22 protein-coding genes are annotated in these 21399 nt (G+C 67.8%); 13 read left to right on the forward strand and 9 right to left on the reverse strand.

Translation table 11 applies throughout. The annotated features are described in order from the left end of the window. Window positions 1-23 precede the first annotated feature (23 nt). The 3 genes from GGR25_RS23350 to GGR25_RS23360 all read left to right on the forward strand — a co-directional run bounded on the left by GGR25_RS23350 (window position 24) and on the right by GGR25_RS23360 (window position 3840). Window positions 24-1106, forward strand: a complete 1083-nt coding sequence (locus tag GGR25_RS23350) for a sugar ABC transporter substrate-binding protein (protein WP_210300072.1) — start codon at window positions 24-26, stop codon at window positions 1104-1106. A gap of 188 nt (window positions 1107-1294) precedes the next feature. Next, entirely contained in the window at window positions 1295-2806 is a 1512-nt protein-coding gene (locus GGR25_RS23355; RefSeq protein ID WP_210300073.1) for a sugar ABC transporter ATP-binding protein, read from the forward strand. A gap of 32 nt (window positions 2807-2838) precedes the next feature. Next, window positions 2839-3840 (forward strand): ABC transporter permease, encoded by a 1002-nt coding sequence (locus GGR25_RS23360; RefSeq protein ID WP_183401288.1) that lies wholly within the window; start codon window positions 2839-2841, stop codon window positions 3838-3840. Between the two features lie 32 nt (window positions 3841-3872). Here GGR25_RS23360 and GGR25_RS23365 read toward each other — a convergent pair whose 3' ends face one another. The 5 genes from GGR25_RS23365 to GGR25_RS23385 all read right to left on the reverse strand — a co-directional run bounded on the left by GGR25_RS23365 (window position 3873) and on the right by GGR25_RS23385 (window position 6158). Further along, window positions 3873-4139 (reverse strand): hypothetical protein, encoded by a 267-nt coding sequence (locus GGR25_RS23365; RefSeq protein ID WP_183401289.1) that lies wholly within the window; start codon window positions 4137-4139, stop codon window positions 3873-3875. A gap of 41 nt (window positions 4140-4180) precedes the next feature. Continuing rightward, window positions 4181-4333: a hypothetical protein gene (locus GGR25_RS23370; RefSeq protein WP_183401290.1), complete on the reverse strand. Its 153-nt coding sequence runs from the start codon at window positions 4331-4333 to the stop codon at window positions 4181-4183. Next, window positions 4330-5343 (reverse strand): dihydrodipicolinate synthase family protein, encoded by a 1014-nt coding sequence (locus GGR25_RS23375; protein WP_343068157.1) that lies wholly within the window; start codon window positions 5341-5343, stop codon window positions 4330-4332. The genes GGR25_RS23370 and GGR25_RS23375 overlap by 4 nt, the downstream gene beginning before the upstream one ends. Then, window positions 5324-5500 (reverse strand): hypothetical protein, encoded by a 177-nt coding sequence (locus GGR25_RS23380; RefSeq protein ID WP_246410209.1) that lies wholly within the window; start codon window positions 5498-5500, stop codon window positions 5324-5326. The genes GGR25_RS23375 and GGR25_RS23380 overlap by 20 nt, the downstream gene beginning before the upstream one ends. A gap of 214 nt (window positions 5501-5714) precedes the next feature. Beyond that, window positions 5715-6158, reverse strand: a complete 444-nt coding sequence (locus tag GGR25_RS23385) for a DUF1810 domain-containing protein (protein WP_183401329.1) — start codon at window positions 6156-6158, stop codon at window positions 5715-5717. Window positions 6159-6333: 175 nt separating this feature from the next. On the opposite strand from GGR25_RS23385, the gene GGR25_RS23390 reads away from it, so the two are divergent. The 9 genes from GGR25_RS23390 (at window position 6334) to GGR25_RS23430 (ending at window position 15323) form a co-directional block, all read left to right on the forward strand. Next, window positions 6334-7323, forward strand: coding sequence for a hypothetical protein (locus GGR25_RS23390; RefSeq protein ID WP_183401292.1), 990 nt, complete (start codon window positions 6334-6336; stop codon window positions 7321-7323). A gap of 126 nt (window positions 7324-7449) precedes the next feature. Next, a complete protein-coding gene (rfbC, locus tag GGR25_RS23395) occupies window positions 7450-8013 on the forward strand; it encodes a dTDP-4-dehydrorhamnose 3,5-epimerase (protein WP_183401293.1) in 564 nt (187 codons plus the stop codon). 10 nt (window positions 8014-8023) lie between these two features. Then, window positions 8024-9082 carry a dTDP-glucose 4,6-dehydratase gene (gene rfbB / locus GGR25_RS23400; RefSeq protein ID WP_183401294.1) on the forward strand — a complete coding sequence of 353 codons (1059 nt, stop codon included), beginning with the start codon at window positions 8024-8026 and terminating at the stop codon, window positions 9080-9082. Next, window positions 9082-9972, forward strand: a complete 891-nt coding sequence (gene rfbD, locus GGR25_RS23405) for a dTDP-4-dehydrorhamnose reductase (RefSeq protein ID WP_183401295.1) — start codon at window positions 9082-9084, stop codon at window positions 9970-9972. Before rfbB ends, rfbD begins: the two co-directional genes overlap by 1 nt. Before the next feature lie 60 nt (window positions 9973-10032). Then, a complete protein-coding gene (locus GGR25_RS23410) occupies window positions 10033-10728 on the forward strand; it encodes a hypothetical protein (protein ID WP_210300074.1) in 696 nt (231 codons plus the stop codon). Beyond that, entirely contained in the window at window positions 10725-11627 is a 903-nt protein-coding gene (locus GGR25_RS23415; protein WP_183401296.1) for a glycosyltransferase family protein, read from the forward strand. The genes GGR25_RS23410 and GGR25_RS23415 overlap by 4 nt, the downstream gene beginning before the upstream one ends. A 180-nt stretch (window positions 11628-11807) precedes the next feature. Continuing rightward, window positions 11808-12851: an ABC transporter substrate-binding protein gene (locus tag GGR25_RS23420; protein WP_183401297.1), complete on the forward strand. Its 1044-nt coding sequence runs from the start codon at window positions 11808-11810 to the stop codon at window positions 12849-12851. Then, a complete protein-coding gene (locus GGR25_RS23425; RefSeq protein WP_246410211.1) occupies window positions 12848-13699 on the forward strand; it encodes an ABC transporter ATP-binding protein in 852 nt (283 codons plus the stop codon). Before GGR25_RS23420 ends, GGR25_RS23425 begins: the two co-directional genes overlap by 4 nt. Next, window positions 13692-15323: an ABC transporter permease gene (locus GGR25_RS23430; protein WP_183401298.1), complete on the forward strand. Its 1632-nt coding sequence runs from the start codon at window positions 13692-13694 to the stop codon at window positions 15321-15323. The genes GGR25_RS23425 and GGR25_RS23430 overlap by 8 nt, the downstream gene beginning before the upstream one ends. 23 nt (window positions 15324-15346) lie before the next feature. On the opposite strand, the gene GGR25_RS23435 is transcribed toward GGR25_RS23430, so the two are convergent. Beyond that, window positions 15347-16315 carry a LysR family transcriptional regulator gene (locus GGR25_RS23435; RefSeq protein WP_183401299.1) on the reverse strand — a complete coding sequence of 323 codons (969 nt, stop codon included), beginning with the start codon at window positions 16313-16315 and terminating at the stop codon, window positions 15347-15349. 189 nt (window positions 16316-16504) lie between these two features. Here GGR25_RS23435 and GGR25_RS23440 point away from each other — a divergent pair, with 189 nt between their 5' ends. Further along, window positions 16505-17857, forward strand: a complete 1353-nt coding sequence (locus tag GGR25_RS23440) for an amidohydrolase family protein (protein ID WP_210300075.1) — start codon at window positions 16505-16507, stop codon at window positions 17855-17857. A 15-nt stretch (window positions 17858-17872) separates the two neighbouring features. Here GGR25_RS23440 and GGR25_RS23445 read toward each other — a convergent pair whose 3' ends face one another. From GGR25_RS23445 to GGR25_RS23455, 3 genes are read right to left on the reverse strand one after another with little or no spacing between them, the layout of a single operon-like run. Beyond that, window positions 17873-18910 carry an aldo/keto reductase gene (locus GGR25_RS23445; protein WP_380147207.1) on the reverse strand — a complete coding sequence of 346 codons (1038 nt, stop codon included), beginning with the start codon at window positions 18908-18910 and terminating at the stop codon, window positions 17873-17875. Next, complete coding sequence (locus GGR25_RS23450; protein WP_183401300.1) at window positions 18907-19920, reverse strand: DUF1152 domain-containing protein; 1014 nt, start codon at window positions 19918-19920, stop codon at window positions 18907-18909. Before GGR25_RS23450 ends, GGR25_RS23445 begins: the two co-directional genes overlap by 4 nt. A gap of 26 nt (window positions 19921-19946) precedes the next feature. Further along, on the reverse strand, window positions 19947-20954 hold the full coding sequence (locus GGR25_RS23455) for an aromatic ring-hydroxylating oxygenase subunit alpha (RefSeq protein WP_183401301.1): 1008 nt from the start codon (window positions 20952-20954) through the stop codon (window positions 19947-19949). Window positions 20955-21399: the final 445 nt, after the last annotated feature.

The raw sequence follows: 21399 nt of genomic DNA on the forward strand, positions 1-21399 counted from the left end.
AATAACAGGGAGGAAGTTTGAATATGACCAGTAAAACCGGTGTGACCCGGCGTGGCCTGATGGCCGGCGGCGCGGCTCTCGGTGTCGGTGCGGCACTGGGCGGCACGGCCTTCGCGGCGGACGGCGTCTTTGTTCCGTATTCGAACAAGAGCCTCGACTATTACTTCTTCGTCATTCAGGAAGAAGCGGTGAAGCGGGCCGTCGAGGGCAATAAGTGGCGCTTCCAGTCCACCAATGCCAATTTCGACAATACGCGCCAGCTTGAGCAGTGGCAGAGCCTGATGCTGTCGAACCCGCAGGCGATCGTTTCCGATCCGATCGACAGCCAGGCGATCGTCAGCGCCATCCGTCGCTATAACCAGCGCAAGATCCCGGTCGGCATCATCGACACGCCCGCCGATGGCGGCGACGTTGCGATCACGGTCTCCTTCGACAACCGCCTCGGCGGCGAGATGGCGGCCAAGCAGATCATCGAGCGCCTCGTGAAGAAGTATGGCAGCCCCAAGGGTACGGTGCTGAACTGCTTCGGCGCGCTCGCCTCCGTCGCATGGCGCCTGCGCAAGGAAGGCATGGACGCCGAGTTCGCCAAATATCCGGAAATCAAGTATCTCGCCCGTCCGACCGAAGGTCAGCTCGAGCAGATGCTCTCCGTGACACTCGCGACGCTGTCCGAGTTCCCCGATCTCGACGCCGTTCATGCGCCGAGCGATTCGCCCTCGCGCGGCATCGTCACGGCGCTGCAGCAGAAGGGCCGCTGGAAGAAGGTCGGCGAAGAAGGCCACGTCATCTTCGTCAATATCGACGGCGAGCCTGTCGCGCTGAAGTGGATCCAGGAAGGCTACATGGATGCCTGCGTCTCGCAGGACCCGATCGCCTATGGCGAGATCGCGGTCGAGATGCTCGGCAAGCATTCCATGAAGGGCGAGGCGGTTCCGATCGGCGTCTACGAGAACAAGAACTACTTCTGGGAAAAGGGTGAGATCGTCGCCGGCAAGACCGGCCCGACCCTGATCATCCCGCCCTTCATCATCGACGGATCGAATGCCGCCGATGCGCGTCATTGGGGCGCGATCGCCGAGAAGAAGTGGGGTATTCCCTACACCTAGGATCCGTCCTTTCGAGACGGCTTGGCCGGCATCCGGGTCTCGACCCGGGGCCGGCTTCCGCGTCTGCCGGCAGGGCCGGCGGATGCGCGTCCGACAGGTGTCCGCCGTGTGACGGCGGCGCGGAATCTGAGAGGCCGGCGGGCGGAGACAGCTCCTCCACCCGCCCGTCGGCGCGAGGAGATCGACAGATGCTGCATCAGCACCAGCCCATGCCGGAAGGCGACCATATCCTCAAGGTGGAGGATGTGAGCAAGCGCTACGGCCCCGTGATCGCGCTGCGCGGCGTGTCGATCGCGGTCAAGCGTGGCTCCATCCACGGCCTTCTCGGCGAGAACGGCGCCGGCAAGAGCACGCTGGTCGGCATCATTTCCGGCCAGTTCCCGCCGAGCGGCGGCCGGATCGTGCTGAACGGCACCCCCTTGGCGCATGCCGATGTGCGCGCCATGGAGGAGGCGGGCGTCTTCCTGGTCACGCAGGAATCGATGATCATCGATCACATGTCGGCGGCCGAGAACCTGATGCTCGGCATCTGGCCGAACCGGCGCGGCTTCGTGAACTGGAGGCGCCTCACTGCCGATGCCGCACGCATGCTGGAGGGCAGCGGCATCGATCCGAAGGCGCGGGCGGGCAAGCTCGACGCGGTCGCCCGGCGTAAGCTCAATATTCTCCGCGCCATGTTCTCCGGCGGCAAGGTCATCATCCTGGACGAGCCGACCGCGGCGCTGACGGTGGCCGACCGGCGCGTGCTGTTCGATTTCATGCGCCGCCTCAAGGCAGACGGCGTCACCTTCATCTTCATCTCGCACTATAATGACGAGATCCTCGACGTCTGCGACGCGGTCTCGGTGCTGCGCGACGGCCTGCTCGCCGGCGGCTCCGACGATATCGGCGCCATGACCTCGGAACAGCTTTCGGAACTGGTGCTCGGCCGTGGGCTTGCCCTGTTCCAGCGCGAGCGTCAGTCGCATGAGGGCAAGGCACCGCTGGTGTCGTTTCGCGGCGTCGTCGCGAAGCATGTCGATCTCGCCGCGCTCGACATCGCGCCGGGCGAGATCGTCGGCTTCACCGGGCTACCCGGTGCCGGCGCCAAGGAGTTCGCCCGTACCATTTTCGGTCTGAACGTCGCCGAGGCCGGCACGATCGCGATCGGTGGCGCGGAGCCGGTACCGCTGCCGCGCGCTCCGCGCGACGCCTTCGATACCGGGATCGCCTATCTCTCGGATGATCGTCGCCGGGAAGGTTCGGTCGGCCAGATGTCGATCGGCGACAATATCGCCATGTCGTCGCTGCCCGCGCGCAGCCGCGCCGGCTTCATCGACAAGGCTGCCGAAAGCCAGGTCGTCGACCGCTATTTCCAGGCCATGGGCATCAAGGCGCCCACGCCGCAGGCCGCTGTCGACACGCTGTCCGGCGGCAACCAGCAGAAGGTGTGCCTCGGCCGCGTGCTCGCGACCGAGCCGCGCCTTCTTATCGTCGACGAGCCGACGCGCGGCATCGACATCGGCGTGAAGCAGGACGTGCTGCGCATCATCGACCGCCTCAGCCGGACCGGCGTCGCCGTCATCATGGTCTCGACCGATACGGACGAGCTGGTGCGCGCGACCGACCGCATCTGCATCTTCGAACATGGCGCCATCCGCGAAACGCTCACGGGCGCCGACATCTCGACCGAGCGCCTGCGCCGGACGGCCCAAGCATGACGGCCGAGCAGGATATGACGGGAGGAAACACGATGAACGACGGAACCCTGGCGGCCGCGAAGACGGTTCAGCCGCAGCCGGCGGCCGAGTCGCGCAACGTCCTCGGCTGGGTGCTGCACAATGTCGTGTGGATCTGGCTGATCGCTCTCGTCGCGATCTTCGGCTTTTTCAACGAGTTCTTCCTGACGATCTTCAACATGCAGAACATCACGGTCCAGGCGACCGTGCTCGGCATGCTCGGCCTCGCCGTGGCGCTGCCTCTGCTGGTGGCGGAGATCGATCTGTCGATCCCGGCCAATGCCGGCTTCTCGGCGGCGATCGGCGCGCTCGCCTATTCCGACCTCGGCCTGCCTTGGCTTGTCGCTATGCTCCTTGGCATCGCTGTGGCGACGGCGATCGGCTTCTTCAACGGGCTCTGCATCACCAAGCTCAAGATGGTGTCGCTCATCGAGACGCTGTCGATGATGATCATCCTGCAGGGCGCCCTACTGGCGCTGACGCAGGGCAAGACGCTGACCAATCTATCCGACGGCTATATCTGGATCGGTCAGGCGACCTTCGCCGGTGGCTGGCCGGTCATGCCGCTCGTGTTCGTCCTGGCGCTGATCGCGATGAGCATCCTGCTCCGCTTCACGACGCTCGGCCGCAGCATCTATGCGGTCGGCGGCAACGCGGTGGCGTCGAAGTCGGCCGGCATCCGCGTCGATCGCATCAAGGTGCTGACCTACACCATCTCAGGCTTCCTGGCCGGTCTCGCCGGCTTCCTGCTCGCGTCGTGGCAGATGGCGATCACGTCGAACCAGGGCTCGAGCTATCTGCTCTATGCCATCGCCGCGCCGATCATCGGCGGCGTCAGCGTGTTCGGCGGGCGCGGCAATGTGCTCGGCGTGCTCGGTGGCGTGCTGCTGCTCACCGTCATCCAGGTCGGCCTCGCCATCATCTCCGTGCCGTCCTTCTATGTCGGCATGATCGGCGGCTGCATGATCTTCATCGCCGTGGCGATCGACGCCATCCGCGTGCGCTATTTCGGTTGAGGCGAATGGTTGCGCGCTTCACCGCGCGCAGGTCATGGCGTGGGGAGGAGCCGGTAGATCAGCCGGCGCGCGACGATGAACTCGCCGCTGCGCAGCGCCGCTGGATCGAATCCCGCGACGCCGACCGGAGCAACGCCGCTGTAGCGGTAGCGACGACCGTGCTCGTCCTCGACGACATCGAAGATCGGGTGGTCGCCGAGGCGGCCGATCTCCCGGCCGCAAGGATGCACGCGGCCGAGCTCGAAGAAGACCCGCGAGCGCGCGAGCGCCTGGGGGCGGCCTGTGGGAAGATAGGGCATGGAGGCACACGAAATCCTGCGTATCGGGTCAGGATCGGCTCTCAGGCCAGGTGCCTGAAGAGCAGCCCGAGCGCGATGCAGCCTGCGACAAGCATCAGATCGAAGCGCAATTCCCGCCAGACCTTGCGGATCGCGGCGAACCTTCGCGGAACGTCGTTGTTTCCGCGTGACTGTGGGGCGTGAGGCGCGATCATGGGCGTCGCTCCCCCCGGCTTGCCGCGAGGGCTTGCGGCAGCGTCGCCTCGAACGAGGCGAGTTCCGCCAGCAGCAGTTCGATCTGCAGCAGCGAATCCGGCGATGGCCGTATCAGCGGCAGGCGTGGCCGGCCGTCGAAGTCCTCCCGAAGGCAGGATAGTGCGGCCTTGACGAGCGTCGGCTCGGGTTCGCCCCGGGCCGCGTCGAGCAGGGGCTGCAGCCGGTTCTGCACCGCGCGCGCCTGGGCGAGATCGCCACGGCCGCATGCGAAATGGAGCAGGCGAACCGTCCGTGGCAACAGATTCGCGAGGAGCGACAGTCCTCCGCCGCACCCGGTGAAATGGGCAGCCGGGACGTCGCCATCATCCGCCCCAAGCACCGTCGTCCGTCCGTTGACCGCCGCAAGGGTCGCCGGCTTGCCGACGAAGCCGGCGATGCCGTTCACGCCTGCCAGTTTCGAGATCGTCTGCGGATCAAGCGCGACGCCGGTTCGATCCGGCATGTCGTGCACGAGGATCGGCAGATCGACGACCTCGGCGATCGCCGTGAAGTGGAGCAGGATCCCATGCTGAGAAGGCCGATTATAGTAGGGCACGGTGATCAGCAGGGCGTCGGCGCCGGCGCGACGCGCGGCGAGCGACCACGCGATCGTCTGGCCGGTGGCGTTCGATCCGCTCGCCGCGACGACGGGACAGCGTCCGCCCGATGCCTCCACCGCGAGTGCGACCAGCCGTTCGCGCTCGGCCTCCGATAGGGTCGATCCTTCCCCGGCGAGTCCTGCCGTCACGATGCCGTCGACCCCGGCTTCAATCAGGTCCGCAACCAGTGCGGAGAAGGCGTTCTCGTCGATCGAGGCGCCCTTGAAGGGCGTCATGGAGGCCGCCAGAAGTCCGCTGACGGGCGGACGCGGGCGTCGGTTGAACCAGGATATGTTCATGGATCGCGTGTTCATGGGTCGCGTGGCTGGTGCCGCTCCGCACCGGCCATCCTCACATTGCGAGGCGCACATGGCCGCCGACGACCTTCACGCCGTCGGGGCTGCGGCCGCTCTCGGTGGCGGCGTAGCGCACCGCGGCCGAGCGGCTCGTGAACACGCCGCCGCCAAGACCATGAGTTTCGACCGCGAGCCAGCGACCGAGACAGTCCTGCCCAACGACGAAGGTCACATTCGTGATCCGCGTTCCCGGATGGAAACGATCGGCCACAGAAGATCGCATTGGCATCGTGAAGTTCCGAAATACCCAGCGCGTCGTGTGCGCCGCGACGGAAATCTCGGCTTCCGGGCATAAGGATTCGAGATCGATTTCTCGTCCCGGCCATAGGAATTCCGTAAAGGCCAGGACGCCGCCGAAACGGCAGGCGGTTGCGCCGCGGGCGTGCTCAGGCCTGTCCGGATCCCAGAAGCGCACGTGTCCGAGGATCGTCTTCGCCGCCGTAGAAGCGCGCCAGAGCGTCCGTCAGGAGTTCCCTGTCGCGCGGGTCGTCGGCGGCGGCGCGAAACAGCGTCAGGCAGGATCGGAACTTCAAATCGTCGGGCGAGCCGAAAATCCGGTGTGCGGACATATCGCGGTGCGCGAGGAGGAGGGCGACATGCCGGCGCAGCCTTTCCCCAAGCAGGGGATGGGCGAGGTATCGCCGGGCTTCATCGAGATCCGCGATGGCGTAGCGTTCCGCCATCGGCGAGTGCCCCAATCCGGCGATCTGCGGGAAGACGAACCACATCCAGTGTGTCTGCTTGCGGCCGGCCGCGAGCTCCTTCTCGATCTGCGATAGCAGCGGGTCCTGTGCAGCGACGAAACGTCCCAGATCCGGATGCGCGCGCATCATTCACCTCTCCTGGCCTGAACCGTGAGGCCGTCGGCCGCTGGATCCGGGCAATGCCGGGTAGCCGCTCGCGCGATCATAGAGCAGAGTATCCATCGGTGCAGAGCGGTGGTGGCCCCGTTCCGCGGTGCGGGGCTATGCGCTAAGTTCGCGCGGGGAAATCGGGCTTGACCAAATGCAACTGACAGAGCTGTGGCCCTACGCGCTGATCGTCGTGTCGGGGGCTGCGCTTGTCATGGTCCTCTTCATGCTGCTGGTCGCCCCGCGCGACACGGCGGGCTCGTCCACTCGCGCCAGGTTGCGCGGGACAGCCAGGCCGAGGGCCGGACAGCCGGCGACGCCACCGAGCGGCCCGGCGGGGGAGCGGAATGTCGCCCCCGGCCCGGGCGAGCGTCTGCCGCCGCCGGAGGCCGTCATGCCGCCGCCGCGTTCGGCCGGACCTGCAGCCGCCGCACCGGCCCGGCCCGAGCCGCGAGGCCAGCCGGCACCGCTTCAGAACGGCGGATTTGGCGCGGCGCTCCGATCCGAAGAACGGCCCCCCGCTGCGCGCGAGGAAGCGGGTTTCGACATTCCCTCCTTCCTGCGCCGCGAGGTGCAGTCAGGCGTCGCCGAGCCGGCGCCACCGCCCGCGGCGCCGAGCATGGTGCGTCCGCTCGCCAATGGTCTCGGCAGTATCGCCTTCGATCCGCCGCGAAACCTGCGGGAGGGAGACGTGGCGGTGCTGACGATTCGCCTGGCGCGTCCGCAGGAAGAGCCGACCGCCATGCCGCCGGTCATCCCCGGGCTCCGTGGCGCGCTCGCCTCCGCGGTATCGCATGCCGCCGTCTCGGCAACGGTCAGCCTGTCGGCGGCGCGCGGAACCTTTCGCATCGAGGCGCGCTCGCCGCTCATCCAGGTGCTCGACGAGCGGCGGCCCGTCTCCGAGTGGAGCTTTCATGTGACGCCGCTGAAATCGGGGCGGCAGCGGCTCGAACTGACCGTCGCCGGCGCGCGCAACGTGGGCGGTACGCTTGAAGCGGTGGACCAGGATATCGTGCCGAGCATGGTCGCGGTGCGTGTCAATGGGCGGCGCGTGGCGGTCCGGGCTGCGCGGATCGCGGCGGCGCTGCTCGGCGTCGTGATCATCGCCTGGGTCGTGGCGGCCTATGCCGGCCCGCCGCGCTGACGCGCCCGGCGTCTCCTCCAGCGGCATGGGCAAGGCTTTGCTTTGGGGGGGAGCCTGCTATAGGTGGTCAACCGCTATGGCCGCTTGGCTGTATCCGGTCTCCGATGATCCCTCAGACGATAAACCATGCAGCTCTCCCGCCTTGCCATCGATGATCTCGTCGCGATCGAACCACGGCGCTTCGGCGATGATCGCGGCTTCTTCAGCGAAATCTTCCGGGAGGAGTGGTTCCGCCGCGAGGTCGCCGATGTCGCCCTCGTGCAGGAGAACCACTCGCTGTCGCGGCGCGCGGGCACGATCCGCGGTCTGCATTTCCAGGCGCCGGAACACCCGCAGGGCAAGCTCGTGCGCGTCGCGCGCGGACGGATCTGGGACGTCGCCGTCGATATTCGCTTGGGTTCGCCGACCTTCGGGCAGCATTGCGCCATCGAGCTGTCGGCGGAGAACGGCCTGCAGCTGTGGATCCCGGTCGGCTTCGCACACGGGTTCTGTACGCTCGAGCCGGATTGCGAAGTGGTCTACAAGGTCAGCGACTATTATTCGGCGGCCAATGATCGGGGCCTCGCCTTCGACGATCCGGCGCTCGGCATCGTGTGGCCATGCGATCTGGCCGGCGCGACGCTGTCGGAGAAGGATCGCCGGCACTGCGGCCTTGCCGAACTGCCGGATTATTTCGTTCATGGTGGCTGAGGGAGGATCCATGCGCGTCATCGTCACCGGCGGGGCCGGCTTCATCGGATCGGCGCTGGTTCGCCATCTGGTCTCCGAGGTCGGCGCCGAGGTGCTGACCGTCGACAAGCTCACCTATGCCGGCAACCTCGCCTCGCTCAAGAGCATCGCCAACGCGCCGAACCATCGCTTCGAAAAGCTCGACATCTGCGACGCGGCGGGCATCGGCTCGGCCTTCGAGACGTTTCGGCCCACCCATGTGATGCATCTGGCGGCCGAAAGCCATGTCGACCGCTCGATCACCGGATCGAAGGCCTTCATCGAGACCAATGTCATCGGGACGTTCACGCTGCTGGAGGCCGCCCGGCGCTATTGGGGCGCGCTCGACGGCGAGGCGAAGCGCGACTTCCGCTTCCTGCATGTGTCGACCGACGAGGTCTATGGCTCGCTCGGCCCCGAGGGGCTGTTCACCGAAGAGACGCCTTACGATCCGTCGTCGCCCTATTCGTCCTCCAAGGCGGCCTCGGATCACCTGGCGATCGCCTGGCAGCGGACCTATGGGCTGCCCGTGGTCGTCTCGAACTGCTCGAACAATTATGGGCCCTATCACTTCCCCGAGAAGCTGATCCCGCTCACCATCTTGAACGCGCTCGACGGCAAGAAGCTGCCGGTCTACGGCAATGGCGCCAATGTGCGCGACTGGCTCTATGTCGAGGACCATGCGCGGGCGCTCGCCCTGATCGCGACGCGCGGCGAGGTCGGCCACAAATACAATGTCGGTGGCCGCAATGAGCGGTCCAATATCGACGTCGTCCGCCGGATCTGCGCCATTCTCGATGAGGTCCGTCCGGCCGGCGCGCCGCATGACCGGCTCATCAGCTTTGTCACGGACCGGCCCGGGCATGATCATCGCTATGCGATCGATGCCAGCAAGCTCGAGACGGCGTTCGGCTGGAAGGCGCAGGAGAGCTTCGACACCGGCATCGAGAAGACGGTGCGCTGGTATGTCGACAATGCCTGGTGGTGGCGGCCGCTGCGCGAGGGCGTCTATGCCGGCGATCGGCTCGGCGTGATCGAGAAGACGACCTGATGGTCCTGCCGCGCATGGCGGTCACCGGCCGCACCGGACAGATCGCGCTGTCGCTTGCAGAAGGCGCTGAGGCGGCAGGCTTTTCGCTTGTCACGCTCGCGAGGCCGGAGGTCGATCTGGCCGAACCGGCCTCGGTGGAAGCGGCGCTGCTGGCGCTGGCACCCGATCTCGTCGTATCGGCCGCGGCCTATACGGCCGTCGACAAGGCCGAGAGCGAGCCGGATCTCGCCATGCGGGTGAACCGCGACGGCCCGATGATGCTCGCCCGAACGGCATCGCGGCTCGGCATCCCGATCGTCCATCTGTCGACGGACTACGTCTTTGATGGAACGAAAGGCGCGCCCTATCTGGAGACGGACGCCGTCAGCCCGCTCGGCGTCTATGGTGCGACCAAGCTGGCCGGCGAACGGGCGATCGCGGAAGCGAGCGACGATTACGCAATCCTGCGCACGTCCTGGGTCTATTCGCTGTTCGGCGCGAATTTTGTCAAGACGATGCTGAGGCTCGCGGCAAGCCGCGACCGACTCACCGTCGTCGCCGACCAGCGCGGCAGGCCGAGCTATGCGCCTGATATCGCTGCGGGAATCTTTGCGGTTGCCCGCCACCTGCTCGAAACGTCGGCGCCGGAGGGCCGCGGCGTCTTCCATCTTACGGGCGGCGGGGACACCACTTGGCACGCCTTCGCAGCTGCAATCGTCGCCGGCGCGGCAGAGCGCGGCGGACGCGGCGTGCCCGTCGATCCGATCACCACGGCGGATTATCCGACGCCGGCGCGGCGGCCCGCCGATTCCCGGCTCGATTGCGGCAGGATCGAACGCATCCACGGCGTCGCGTTGCCGGATTGGCGCGTTTCACTGGACGCATGCCTAGATCGGCTGATGGCCGGCTGAGATCTGCACCCGACCGGCGAGCCGTGCTAGACGGGGGGCGAACGGGAGGGCAGGGAAGCCATGGCCAGGATCCTCGTCGGCGGCGTCTATCTGACGGACAGGCCGAGCACCGTCGATGCCGCCGTCGCGGCCTTTTCGGCCAGTTCGCAGCATGAAATCGTCCAGCGCTGGATTGCGCTCGGGCCGGCGCCGGAGCGGCCGGTGCCGCACACGGTGCGCCATGTCGACAAGCGGACGCCGAAATATCACCTCCTGAATGCGCTGTTCGAGGATGCGGCGCTGTTCGACTGGGTCGTGGCCTGCGACGACGACGTCGAGTTCGGCGAAGACTTCGTCGACCGTTTCTTCGCGCTCGCAGAGAGGCATGATTTCGCGCTCTGCCAGCCCGCTCGAACGCGGGAAAGCTATATCGATCATGCTATTACGGCCGAGATCGAGGGGCTTTCGGCGCGGCGGACCCGCTTCGTCGAGATCGGCCCGGTGACGGTGCTGCGGCACGATGCGGTGCGCCTGCTGCTGCCGTTCACGGACATTGAGGGCATGGGCTGGGGGCTCGATTTCATCTGGCCGGCGATCATGGAGGCCAACGGTCTCCGGCTCGGTATCGTCGATGGAGCGCCGGTGCACCATCGGCTGCGGCCTTCCGTGGTGAATTACAGCTATGCCGATGCCGAGGCGCGGATGAACGAGGTCGTCGCCGCCGTGCCGCATCTGTCCCGCGCCGAGGCCTATCGCATTCTGGAGACCTATCCTTGAGCGCGGCGATCGCCGTCCTTTTCGCCCACGCGCCGCCATTGGCGATCGAACGGGCGATCGCTCGGCTTTCCGGGCAGTCGCTGCCGGCCGATCGCTTCGAACTGGTCGTCGTCGACCGTACCGAAGGGTACACCCTCTCGACGATCGTGCGGCAGGCGTCGCCGGCTTTCGCGGTCCAAGTGTTGAAGCAGGGACCGGCGAGCCGGGCGCAGGGCGGTAACCTCGCCGTGTTCGGCGCGAGCGCGCCGCTGGTCCTCTTTCTCGATCCGCTGGTCGATCCCGAGCCTGGCCTGCTCGAAGCGCATGTCGCCGCGCATCAGCGTGCGGCAGAGACGGCGGCGGTGATCGGCGCGGTGTCGCTCGGGCGGGAGCGGGGTCCCGATGCGAGGGCGATCGCCGACCGGCCGGCGCTGCTCTCCTTCGGCTGGCCGCAGGCGGAGCGACCGGCCCGCGACAGCGTGTGGGGCGGTTCGGTCTCGGTGCGGCGGGAGGTGCTGATCCGCTTTCACCTGTTCAATCCGCTGCATCGCCCTCGCTTCGATGATCTGGATCCGGCCTGGCGCCTTGCCGAGCGCGCCTTCGAGCCCGTCTTCGAGCCGGCGGCCCTCTCGCGGCTCGGAGAGGCGGCGACGGCGGATGAGCTGATTGCCCGCGCCTTCGCGCTCGGCCTGCAGGAGGATGTGCATCGCCAGGGCCGGCGGCGCAGCCTCGCCGAGCGGCTCGGTCGTCCGGCCGACTGGTTCGACAAGCGGGCGCTCCGTGCGCATGGGGCCGCGGCGATCGAGGCGGCTGCGCGTCAGGACGGTGATGGGCGCGGCGGTTTCACGGCGCTGCGCCGGGCGCTCTATGCCGCCTGGCGGCGTGGCCGGACGGAATCGATCCGCCGGCGCCAGACTTAAGCGCCAGGCGTCGGCCTTCACGCATAGTCCTTCGACGATAGACTCTATTGCACTGCGGTAGCTTCACCGCACCCCTGGGGCTGCGTAGCGTTTTGCTCATGCAAGGGCGGGCCGGACCGCACGAAACGCCGGCAAACGCTCGATTTCAGACGGCAGGGCAGAGGCAGGCGAGGCGGTTCCATGACGCATTTCGGCGGGTTCATCAATCGGCGCAGCTTCCTGAAGCGCAGCGGCCAGGCGGCCGGTCTCCTGGCGGCGGCGCCGCTGCTGCGCGGGCGTGCCGCCGCGGCGGAGACGACGCCGCTTTCCGTGCGGCTCTCCTGGGTCAGCAATGCCGAGTTCGCGGGCGAATATTTCGCCGACCAGCGCGGCTACTACAAGGAAGCCGGCTTCGATCCGGTGACGATCATCCCCGGCGGCCCGAGCGCCCCGCCGACCGAGATCGATCTGGTCCAGGGCAAGTGCTATTACGGCATGTCGCTGCCGGACCTGACGGCCGCCGCGATCAGCGAGGGCGCCGAGATCAAGACGATCGCGGCGCAGTTCCAGAAGAACCCCTTCTGCATCGTCTCGCTCGCCAAGAACCCCATCCTCGAGCCGAAGGATATGATCGGCAAGAAGATCGGCGTCCAGGCCGTGAACGAGACCACTTGGGCGGTCTTCCTCAAGCTGAACGGCCTCGATCCGGCCTCGATCAACAAGGTGCCGGTGCAGTTCGATCCGACGCCGCTCGCCGCCGGCGAGGTCGATGGCTGGATGTCCTTCGTCACCAATGAGCCGATCGCGCTCGGCCTCAAGGGCATCGAGACGAAGCACTTCCTCTTCGCCGACCACAATTTCGGCCTCGTCGCCGAGACCGTCGTGGTGCGCCAGGAGACGATCGACAAGGAGCGCGACAAGCTCAAGGCGCTGCTGAAGGCCGAGATCAAGGGCTGGAAGGACAGCCTGAAGGAGCCGGAGACGGCGGCGAAGTTCGCCGTCGAGATCTATGGCAAGTCGCTCGGCCTCAATCTCGAGGAGCAGATCCTCGAGGTGAAGGCGCAGAACGAACTGATCGTGACCGAAGAGACCAAGAAGAACGGCATCCTGACGCTGTCGCCCGAAGCGATCGAGCGCAACATGAAGGTGCTCGCCGTCAGCGGCATCGATATCAAGCCGGAGCAGCTGTTCGACATGTCGCTGATCGACGAGGTCTATGCCGAAGACCCGTCGCTGAAGGCATGAGGATGCTGTCCGGCGAGGCCGAGGGGGTCGGGGAGGCGGCGGCCGAACGTCCCGCCTTCCGTCCGCCCGGCACGGGGTTCGACATCTCCGGCCTCACCCGTGTCTTCCGCCTCGGCGGCAGCCGCGTCACGGCGCTCGAAAATGTCGATCTGCGCACGCCCGAGCATGCCTTCGTCTCGCTGATCGGCCCGTCGGGCTGCGGCAAGTCGACGGTGCTGCGCATCATCGCCGGGCTGGAGACGCCGAGCGCCGGCACGGCCCTCGTCCATGGCGAGACCCCGGCGGAGCTCACGGCGCGCGGCGGGCTCGGCATCGCCTTCCAGGATTCGGCGCTGCTGCCCTGGCGCAGCGTGGCCGCCAATATCCGCCTTCCGCTCGAAGTCGCCGGCCTGCCGCGCGACGAGGAACGCATCGCGGCGCTGATCCGTCTCGTCGGGCTCGAAGGCTTCGAGAAGGCGCGCCCGGCGCAGCTCTCCGGCGGCATGCGCCAGCGCGTCGCGATCGCCCGCGCGCTGGTGACGGAGCCCGGCGTGCTGCTGCTCGACGAGCCCTTCGGCGCGCTCGACGACATGACGCGGCGCCGGCTGAACCTTGAACTGATGCGCATCCTCGAACGGCGCGCCGCCACCGTACTCATGGTGACGCATGGCATCGAGGAAGCCGTCTTTCTGTCCGATTTCGTTGCGGTGATGAGCCCGCGCCCCGGCCGGGTGCGCGCGCTGATCCCGATCGACCTGCCACGGCCGCGCGGCGCCGCGATCATGCGGACGCAGGCGTTCCGCGATGCCGTCGATCAGCTGACGGACCTCCTCTTCGGCGGCGCGGAGCCGCAGGACCTCGATGAGTGACGCGGCCGTCAGGCGGAGCGACGGCGGGTGGCGCGCCGGGCAGGGCGCCCTGCTGGCCGGCCGCTATGGCCGGTCATTTGCCGGCTTCGCAATCCTGATCGGCGTCTGGTGGCTCGCTGCCTGGGCCTCGTCGGGGCCCGCCGGCATGGTCCCCTATCCCGGCGCCGTCCTCATGCGCCTCGTCGCGGATGGTTGGAGCTTCTACGGGCCCAATATCGGCGCGACGCTGTATGAGGCGATCCTCGGCTATGCCTGGGGCAACGGGCTGGCGCTCGCGCTGGCCGCGCTCGTTCTCGTCGTGCCGCCGCTCCGCCGTCTCGTGATGCAGCTCGCCGTGATCAGCTATTGCCTGCCGCTGATCGCGATCGGCCCGATCCTGACCATCGTCTTCTCCGGCCAGACTCCAATGGTGGCGCTCGCGGCTCTGTCCTGCTTCTTCACGACGCTGGTCGGCGCGCTGAACGGGCTCGACGCGGCCGATGCCGCCAGCATCGATCTCGTCCGCGTCTATGGCGCGCGGCGCGGCGGGCAGCTGCGCTATGTCCGCCTGTTCGCGGCCATGCCGTCGATCTTCGCCGCCCTTGGCCTCGCCGCACCGGCCGCGCTGCTCGGCGCGATCATCGGCGAATGGCTCGGCTCGGTGCAGCAGGGGCTCGGCGTCGCCATGGTCGTCTCGATGCAGCAAATGCTGGCAGAGCGGACCTGGGGCATCGCCGTCGTCTGCGGCGTGCTCGCCGGTGCCGGCTACGCGATCGTCCACCTCGTCGCCGGCTGGCTGATGCCCTGGCGCGGCGAGGGGGCGTCGCTGGCCGTGGCGGAGGCGGTCGTCGGCTCGCGCGGCCGGGCGCTCGCCGGCACACTCGCCGTGACGCTGGTCTCGCTCGTCGTCGTGGTGTTCGCCTGGTGGGCGTTCCTGCGCATCTTCGACGTCAAGCCGCTGGTCGGCAAATCGCCGCTCGATGTCTTCCGCTATCTGTTCATCGTGCCGGCAGCGCCCGCCAACCGCGCGTCGATGCTGGCCGATTTCGCCGTGACGCTGGGCCATGCCGGCCTCGGCTTCGTCGCCGGTCTCGCGGCGGCGCTGCTGGTCTCGATCGGATTCGTGCTGTCGCGCCTCGCCGAGCAGACGCTGATGCCGCTCCCCCTCGTGCTGCGCTCCGTCCCGCTCGTCGCCATGACGCCGCTGATCGTGCTCGTCTTCGGGCGCAGCACCGCCGCGGTCGCGGTGATCAGCGGCATCGTCGTGTTCTTTCCCTCGCTGGTGAATATCGGCCTCGGCCTCCGCTCGGGCTCGAAGCTCTCGGCCGATCTGATCCGCGCCTATGGCGGCTCGCGCCTCGCCTTCCTGCGCAAGGTCGCGGTGCCCAATGCGCTGCCGGCGCTCTTTGTTGCCGCGCGCATTTCCGTCCCCGGCGCGCTGATCGGCGCGCTGCTCGCCGAATGGCTCGCGACGGGCAACGGCATCGGCTACCGGATGCAGTATGACGTCACGGCCTTCAAGGCGGCCGATCTCTGGGCCTCGGTCGCGCTGGTGACGCTGGTCTCGCTCGCGCTCTATTTCGCCGTCGGTCTCATCGAGGCCGTCGTGCTGACCCGCGCCGGCTTCCGCGGCGGCCGGCGCTGACATTTCTCGCCGCCGCTGCCGCCTCAGGCGGTGCGCTCGGGATGGCCGGGCGCGCCGGTGCTGATGTGCTCGATCTCGCCGGTCACCTCGCGCACGATCTGCCGCAGCCAGCGATGGGCGGCGGAGCGATGCTGGCGCTCGTGCCAGAGCAGGTGGAAGCGGATGTCGCCGAGCTCGGGCGGCGCGTCGATCACGGCAAAGGGCATGATCGCGGCAAGATGCTCGGCAAAGGGGCGCCCGGTGGTGAAGACGAGATTGCTCTGCGCCAGCATGAAGGGGATGACGCCGAACTCCGGCACGCAGCACGTCACCGTGCGTGCATGGCCGAGCGCGGCGAGCTTGCTGTCGATCGGTCCGGTAGCCGCCATGTGGGTCGGCGTCGGCGAGATGTGGTCAAGCGTCAGATATTGGCTGAGGGCGATGGTGCGCTGGCGCGCGATCGGGTGATGCCGGCCGACCATGCAGACGAGATCCGTGGTGAGCAGCGGCGCCATGCGCAACTGGCCGGGCTCGATCGGCGGATTGACGATGGCGAGGTCCGCCTCGCCGCGCTCCAGCGGCCCGACGATGTCGCCATCCCCCGGCACATTGCAGAAATCCACCATGGCGCCCGGCGCGACCGTATGGAGGCGGTGGACGAGCCGCGGCAGGATCAGCGCGCCGAGGCTGTTCGAGGCGATGAGGCGGAAACGCCGCGTACTGGTGGCCGGGTCGAAATCGCTCCGGGTCACGAAATTCGCATCGATGTCGGCAAGGATGCGCGCCACCGTCTCCTTGAGTTCGAGCGCCCGTTCGGTCGGCACCAGATGGCTGCCGCTGCGCACCAGGATCGGGTCGCCGACGATCTCGCGCAGCCGCTTCAGCGCCGCGCTGATGGTCGGCTGGGTCTGGCCCAGAATGTCGGCCGTGCGCGAGACGCTGTTCTCGGCGAGGAGAACCTGCAGGATCCGCATGAGCCGCACGTCGAGTGTGCCGCTGACCTCTTGCTCCATGGGCTGAACCGTCCTGTGGGGTTGAAACGTTCCGGCTGCCGTCAGAATTGGAATATTTCCAGCAAGATCGATGCCAGCGGCGACGCGGCGCGGGTCAGGCGCGGCGATAGTCTCCATCGACGGGCGCCGCTTTCCCGTCTCGCTCCAGCCTGCTAGCCGGAAGGGCGGGACAGAACGGGAGCGCGGGCGATGGCGGTGCACGGGGACATGCTGGCGGGCGGGCCGATCGATCTCGTCGTGCGGGGCGCTGCCGTCTTCACCGCGGTCGCCGGTGCGCCGACGCTCGCCTCCGGCGGCATCGCCGTCTCGGATGGGCGGATCGTCGCCGTCGGCACGGATGCGGAGCTGGCCGGTCTCGCCGCGCGCGCCGGCCGCGTGATCGACGCTGATGGCGCGATCCTGATGCCGGGCCTTATCAATGCGCATTGCCACGCCGCCTGCACGCAGCATCGCGGCCTGGTCGAGAACCTGTCGCTGGAGCCTTGGCTGCAGGCCGTCTGGGAGGTCGAGCAGCATTATGTGACGCCGGAGACGACCTATCTCGGCGCGCTGATCGGCCTCTCGGAACTGCTGCTCTCCGGCGTCACGACGGTCATGGACATGTTCTGGCTGTGCGAGCCGACGGCCGAGGCCGCCGTCGATCTCGGCATCCGGATCTCGACGGGCAGCTGGTTCTTCGACGGGCCGGGCATGTGCGGCATCCGGCCGGAGGAATGGATCGGCCGCGCCGAGGCGTTCTTCGAGCGCTATGACGGGCACGAACTGGTCATTCCCGGCACCTTCCCGCACGCCTCCTATACGGTCGGACCGGACAATCTGAAGGCGGCCTTCGCACTGGCCGAGCGGCATGACGGCCGCTTCTCGACCCATGCGGCGGAAACGCGCGCCGAGCAGCGCATCATCACGGAGCGCTATGGCGCCAGCGTCATCCGCCATATGGAGCGCACCGGCCTGCTCTCGGAGCGGACCGTGCTCGCCCATTGCGTCCATCTCGACGATGGCGAGATCGATCTGCTCGCAAAGAGCGGCACGACCGTCGCGCATAATCCGGTCTCGAACCTGAAGCTCGGCTCCGGCGTCGCGCGTATCCCGGATCTCGTCGCCGCCGGCGTCACTGTCGCGCTCGGCACCGACAGCTGCATCTCCGGCAACGACATCGACATGTGGCTCTCGATGCGCCTCGCGGCCCTCTTGCCCAAGGGCGTGCATGAGGACCCGACGCTGATCCGCCCAGCCGAGGTGGTGGCGATGGCGACACGGAACGGCGCGGCGGCGCTGGGACTGGGCGACCGGCTCGGCACGCTGGAGGCGGGCAAGATCGCGGATTTCATCCTGGTCTCGAGCAGGGCCGCGCATGCCGTGCCGATCTACGACCTCGCGACGCATCTCGTCTATGCGGCGGGGAAGGGCGACGTGACCGACGTGTTCGTCGCCGGCCGTCAGGTGGTGAAGGATCGCCGGATCACGACGATCGACCTCGCGCCGCGCCTCGATGCCATGCGCGAACTCGGCGCGAAGATCGCCACGCGCACGCCGCTCTGACGCCGGAGCGACGCCTCAGCCATAGAGCTGCGGCACCTTGAGATCCGCCGCCGCCAGCGCCGCGTCGATCGCGCCGAGATCCTCCGCGGAAAGCACGGCAGCGGCGGCCGCGACATTCTCCGCCGCCTGCGCTTCATTGCGCACGCCGGTCAGCACATGCGTGACCGAGGGCTGCGCGATCGTCCAGGCGAGCACCAGCTGTGCGATCGTCTGGCCATGGCGCGTGGCGATCGGCCGGATGCCGTCCAGAAAACCGTTCACGGCGGCGATGGTCTCGCCCGAGAAACGGCGGCTGCCCCCGCGCGCATCGCCGGACGCGAAGGCGCGATCCGCCGTGACCTTGCCCGACAGCAGCCCCATGGCGAGCGGCGAATAGGCGATCACGCCGATGCCGTGCGCCCGGGCGAGCGGAAACAGCGCCGCCTCGTGCTGCCGGTCGATCATGTTGAACTGCTCCTGCACCGAGGCGACCGTCCCGGCGGCGGCATAGGCTTCGAGCTGCGCCGGGGTCACGTTGGAGACGCCGATCGCGCCGATTTTGCCCTCGGCCTGAAGCTCCAGCAGCGCCGCCATGGTCTCGGCGATCGGCGTGGTCTCGTCCTGCCAGTGGGTCTGGTAGAGGTCGATATGATCGACGCCGAGCCGCTGGAGGCTCGCCTCGACCTGACGGCGGAGCGAGGCCGGGGCGAGGTCGCGATGGACGTCGCCGCGCGGGCTCGGGAAGAAGAACTGGCCGCGGCCCTCGCCCCAGACGAGGCCGCCTTTGGTCGCGACGCGCACCGAGGCGCGCCGGTCGCGGATCGCGGCGCCGACGATCTCCTCGGAGAGGCCGAAGCCATAGATCGGCGCCGTATCGATCCAGTCGATGCCGGCATCGAGCGCGGCATGGATGCCGCGGATCGAGGCGTCGCGGTCGGTGCCGCCCCATTCCGTGCCGCCGATCGCCCAGGTGCCGAGGCCGAGCACGCTCAAGGCGGGGCCACCGGCGCCGAGCGGCCGGCGCGCCATCGCGGCCTGCCCGCCATCCGAGGATTGCTGCATCGCCGCGCTCATGCCTGCTCTCCCCCCTTTTGCGGCTTCATGAAGCGGACGACGGGCTCGAGCCGCGTTTCCGGCAATTCGCCGACGACATTGGCGTAGATCTCCTCGGCCTCGGCGATGCTGGTCGTTTCCTTCAGCGCCGTCACGCCGCGGCAGGCCTCGGCGACCATCACGGCCGGGTCGAAGAACAGGATCAGCGCGGCGAGCGGCGTGATCTTGACCGCATGGCCCCAGGGCGTGTTGGTCTGGACCTTGCGGTAACCGAACTCGCCGCGGGCGGCGAGCGCCGCATAATGCTCGATCGGATCGGGATAAAGCGCGCAGGCGGCGAGCATCTCCTCGACATCGCGATGCGTCAGCCCGATCGCGCCGAGGAAGCCGCCGGCCTTCATGACGCGGCCGACCCGCTCGTCGAGCTCTTCGAGCTGCATCTCGCCATCCGCGCCATAGCCGGCCAGCGCATAGACGACCGGGACATCCAGCTGTGTCAGCGCGCCGATGACCATGAAATCGATCAGCGAGGTCTGCGCGCCGATCACCTCGGTGCCGTCATGGAAGGAATCCGAACCGATATCGACGCCGACCACCAGATCGATCGCGCGCGCGGCGATGAGCGCGCGCAGCGCATCGCGGAGGCCGATCACGCCATCGGCGAGGCTCGCGACGAAGGGCGTGCCCGGCAGGAGATCGGCCAGCACCGCCTCGGCCGGCTGCTGCGCGCCGAGCCCGGAGCGCCGCTCGACGCCGACGATGCCGGGCACCCAGGTCTCGGCATGCGACAGGCGGTGCACATCATAGACCGTCGGGCCATAGGTCATGGAGGTCGGATCGCGCGAGATCGGGCTGCCCTCCGGCATCCACCAGGACGAGCCGACGCCGCCGACGATCACCTCCTCGACGCCGAGCAGCTTCAGATGATTGCCGACCGGGATCGACTGGATGACGTCGCCGCCGCCGCCGACCCCGATGATGAGCGCGCGCTTCGCGCCGCGTGCGAGCTCGGTGAACGAGGCTCTCGTCATGTCGCTTTCCCGTTTCTCGCTGGGGCTCAGGCGCTCGCGGCCTGGCGGTGCTGGCGGATGATCTCGCGCAGCTGCTTGCGCATCAGGATGCCCGGCCGGTCGACCGGCATCGAGACCTCGACGCCCTCGGAGGTGTCGAGCGGCACATCCTCCTCGGTCGTCTCGACGACCCATTTGTCCTCGTCGCCGACCTCGCGGTCGAACGCGATCACCTTGGCCGAGGGCGTCTCTTCCTCGGTGTCGTTGCGCAGGACGAACTGGATGCGGCGCGTCAGCTTGTCGTCGATCGGCGTCGCCGCCGTGCAGAGAATGTTGGTGAGGCCATTCGGATAGTCGATCCGGCCGACACGGAAATTGGCGGGCGTATAATAGCGGTTCGCCATGTGGCGCACGGTCTCCGCCTCGGTGGTGCGCAGCGCGTCGCGCATGCGCGGCGGGTTCTTCACCGGCACGACGGTGTGGGTGATGAAACCGTCGGGCGTATCCTCGAACTGGTTCTCGACCGGAATGGGCGAGGTATCGCCGAATGTGTTGCGGTGGACGAAGAAGATATGCGCGTTGTCGAACGCGTTCTCCATCAGGCGCAGGGGCGGGCAGGCCCATTCCTCGACGAATTCATGGATTTGCCGGAAGCCGGGCTGGCCGAATTCGGCGATGACGGGAATGTCGTAGATCGGCTCTTCGAGCGCGACCCAGACATAGCCATAGCGCTCCGCGCAGCGATAGGACGCCACGCCGAAGGGTTTGGGCTTCTGGATCGGCTCCTGCGGCACGCGCACGCAGAGGCCCGTGCCGTCGAAAGCCCAGCCATGATAGGGGCAGACGATATTGCCGTCCTCGACCGTGCCGGCCGAGAGCATGGCGCTCCGGTGCAGGCAGCGATCCTTGACCGCGTGCGGCACGCCATCGGCGTCCTTCCACAGCGCGATCTTCTCGCCGAGCAGGCGGAACGGCTTCGGGCCGTCGTCGAGATCGCCGATCGGCATGATGCAGTACCAGAACTTGCGAAGCACCGGCTCCTGGGTGACGCGCATGGCTCGAACCTCCAGCGGATTGGCGCGGCGGCAGGGCCGCGCAGCATGGAAGCGAGGATACGGGCTCGCGGGCAGGGCGGAACAAGGCGGCCCGAATAGACTCTATAGGGGCCGCGATGGCCGGCGCGGCGCGCGCCGCGAGTCGCGCGAATGGACCGGCCGGGCGTCGGGGCGGAGAGGAAACATGCCTTTGAAGATGGCGGAAAGCGCCGAATTCCGCGGCTTTTGACGCCTTGATGGGCAGCTGCCGCCTAATTTATCCACAGCTTCGCTGCTTTGGGCCGCCGAAAATGCCGGATCGAATGTGAAATCTGTTTGACAGGTCGGGGGTCTGGGCCTATAACCCGGCTCAACGACGCGGACGACGCTGTTGTCTGCGAGACGAAAAACTCGTCTCTGAGTTTTGGGTCTTGCGGCGGTGGGTTGGACGGGTTATATGGCGGCG

Source organism: Kaistia hirudinis, assembly GCF_014196455.1.
Lineage (GTDB): Bacteria > Pseudomonadota > Alphaproteobacteria > Rhizobiales > Kaistiaceae > Kaistia > Kaistia hirudinis.

Coding starts and splice junctions, on each gene's coding strand:
- GGR25_RS23350 (WP_210300072.1), top strand. CDS start 24: ATGACCAGTAAAACCGGTGTGACCCGGCGTGGCCTGATGGCCGGCGGC.
- GGR25_RS23355 (WP_210300073.1), top strand. CDS start 1,295: ATGCTGCATCAGCACCAGCCCATGCCGGAAGGCGACCATATCCTCAAG.
- GGR25_RS23360 (WP_183401288.1), top strand. CDS start 2,839: ATGAACGACGGAACCCTGGCGGCCGCGAAGACGGTTCAGCCGCAGCCG.
- GGR25_RS23365 (WP_183401289.1), bottom strand. CDS start 4,139: ATGCCCTATCTTCCCACAGGCCGCCCCCAGGCGCTCGCGCGCTCGCGG.
- GGR25_RS23370 (WP_183401290.1), bottom strand. CDS start 4,333: ATGATCGCGCCTCACGCCCCACAGTCACGCGGAAACAACGACGTTCCG.
- GGR25_RS23375 (WP_343068157.1), bottom strand. CDS start 5,343: ATGTGCGCCTCGCAATGTGAGGATGGCCGGTGCGGAGCGGCACCAGCC.
- GGR25_RS23385 (WP_183401329.1), bottom strand. CDS start 6,158: ATGCGCGCGCATCCGGATCTGGGACGTTTCGTCGCTGCACAGGACCCG.
- GGR25_RS23390 (WP_183401292.1), top strand. CDS start 6,334: ATGCAACTGACAGAGCTGTGGCCCTACGCGCTGATCGTCGTGTCGGGG.
- rfbC (WP_183401293.1), top strand. CDS start 7,450: ATGCAGCTCTCCCGCCTTGCCATCGATGATCTCGTCGCGATCGAACCA.
- rfbB (WP_183401294.1), top strand. CDS start 8,024: ATGCGCGTCATCGTCACCGGCGGGGCCGGCTTCATCGGATCGGCGCTG.
- rfbD (WP_183401295.1), top strand. CDS start 9,082: ATGGTCCTGCCGCGCATGGCGGTCACCGGCCGCACCGGACAGATCGCG.
- GGR25_RS23410 (WP_210300074.1), top strand. CDS start 10,033: ATGGCCAGGATCCTCGTCGGCGGCGTCTATCTGACGGACAGGCCGAGC.
- GGR25_RS23420 (WP_183401297.1), top strand. CDS start 11,808: ATGACGCATTTCGGCGGGTTCATCAATCGGCGCAGCTTCCTGAAGCGC.
- GGR25_RS23425 (WP_246410211.1), top strand. CDS start 12,848: ATGAGGATGCTGTCCGGCGAGGCCGAGGGGGTCGGGGAGGCGGCGGCC.
- GGR25_RS23430 (WP_183401298.1), top strand. CDS start 13,692: ATGAGTGACGCGGCCGTCAGGCGGAGCGACGGCGGGTGGCGCGCCGGG.
- GGR25_RS23435 (WP_183401299.1), bottom strand. CDS start 16,315: ATGGAGCAAGAGGTCAGCGGCACACTCGACGTGCGGCTCATGCGGATC.
- GGR25_RS23440 (WP_210300075.1), top strand. CDS start 16,505: ATGGCGGTGCACGGGGACATGCTGGCGGGCGGGCCGATCGATCTCGTC.
- GGR25_RS23445 (WP_380147207.1), bottom strand. CDS start 18,910: ATGAGCGCGGCGATGCAGCAATCCTCGGATGGCGGGCAGGCCGCGATG.
- GGR25_RS23450 (WP_183401300.1), bottom strand. CDS start 19,920: ATGACGAGAGCCTCGTTCACCGAGCTCGCACGCGGCGCGAAGCGCGCG.
- GGR25_RS23455 (WP_183401301.1), bottom strand. CDS start 20,954: ATGCGCGTCACCCAGGAGCCGGTGCTTCGCAAGTTCTGGTACTGCATC.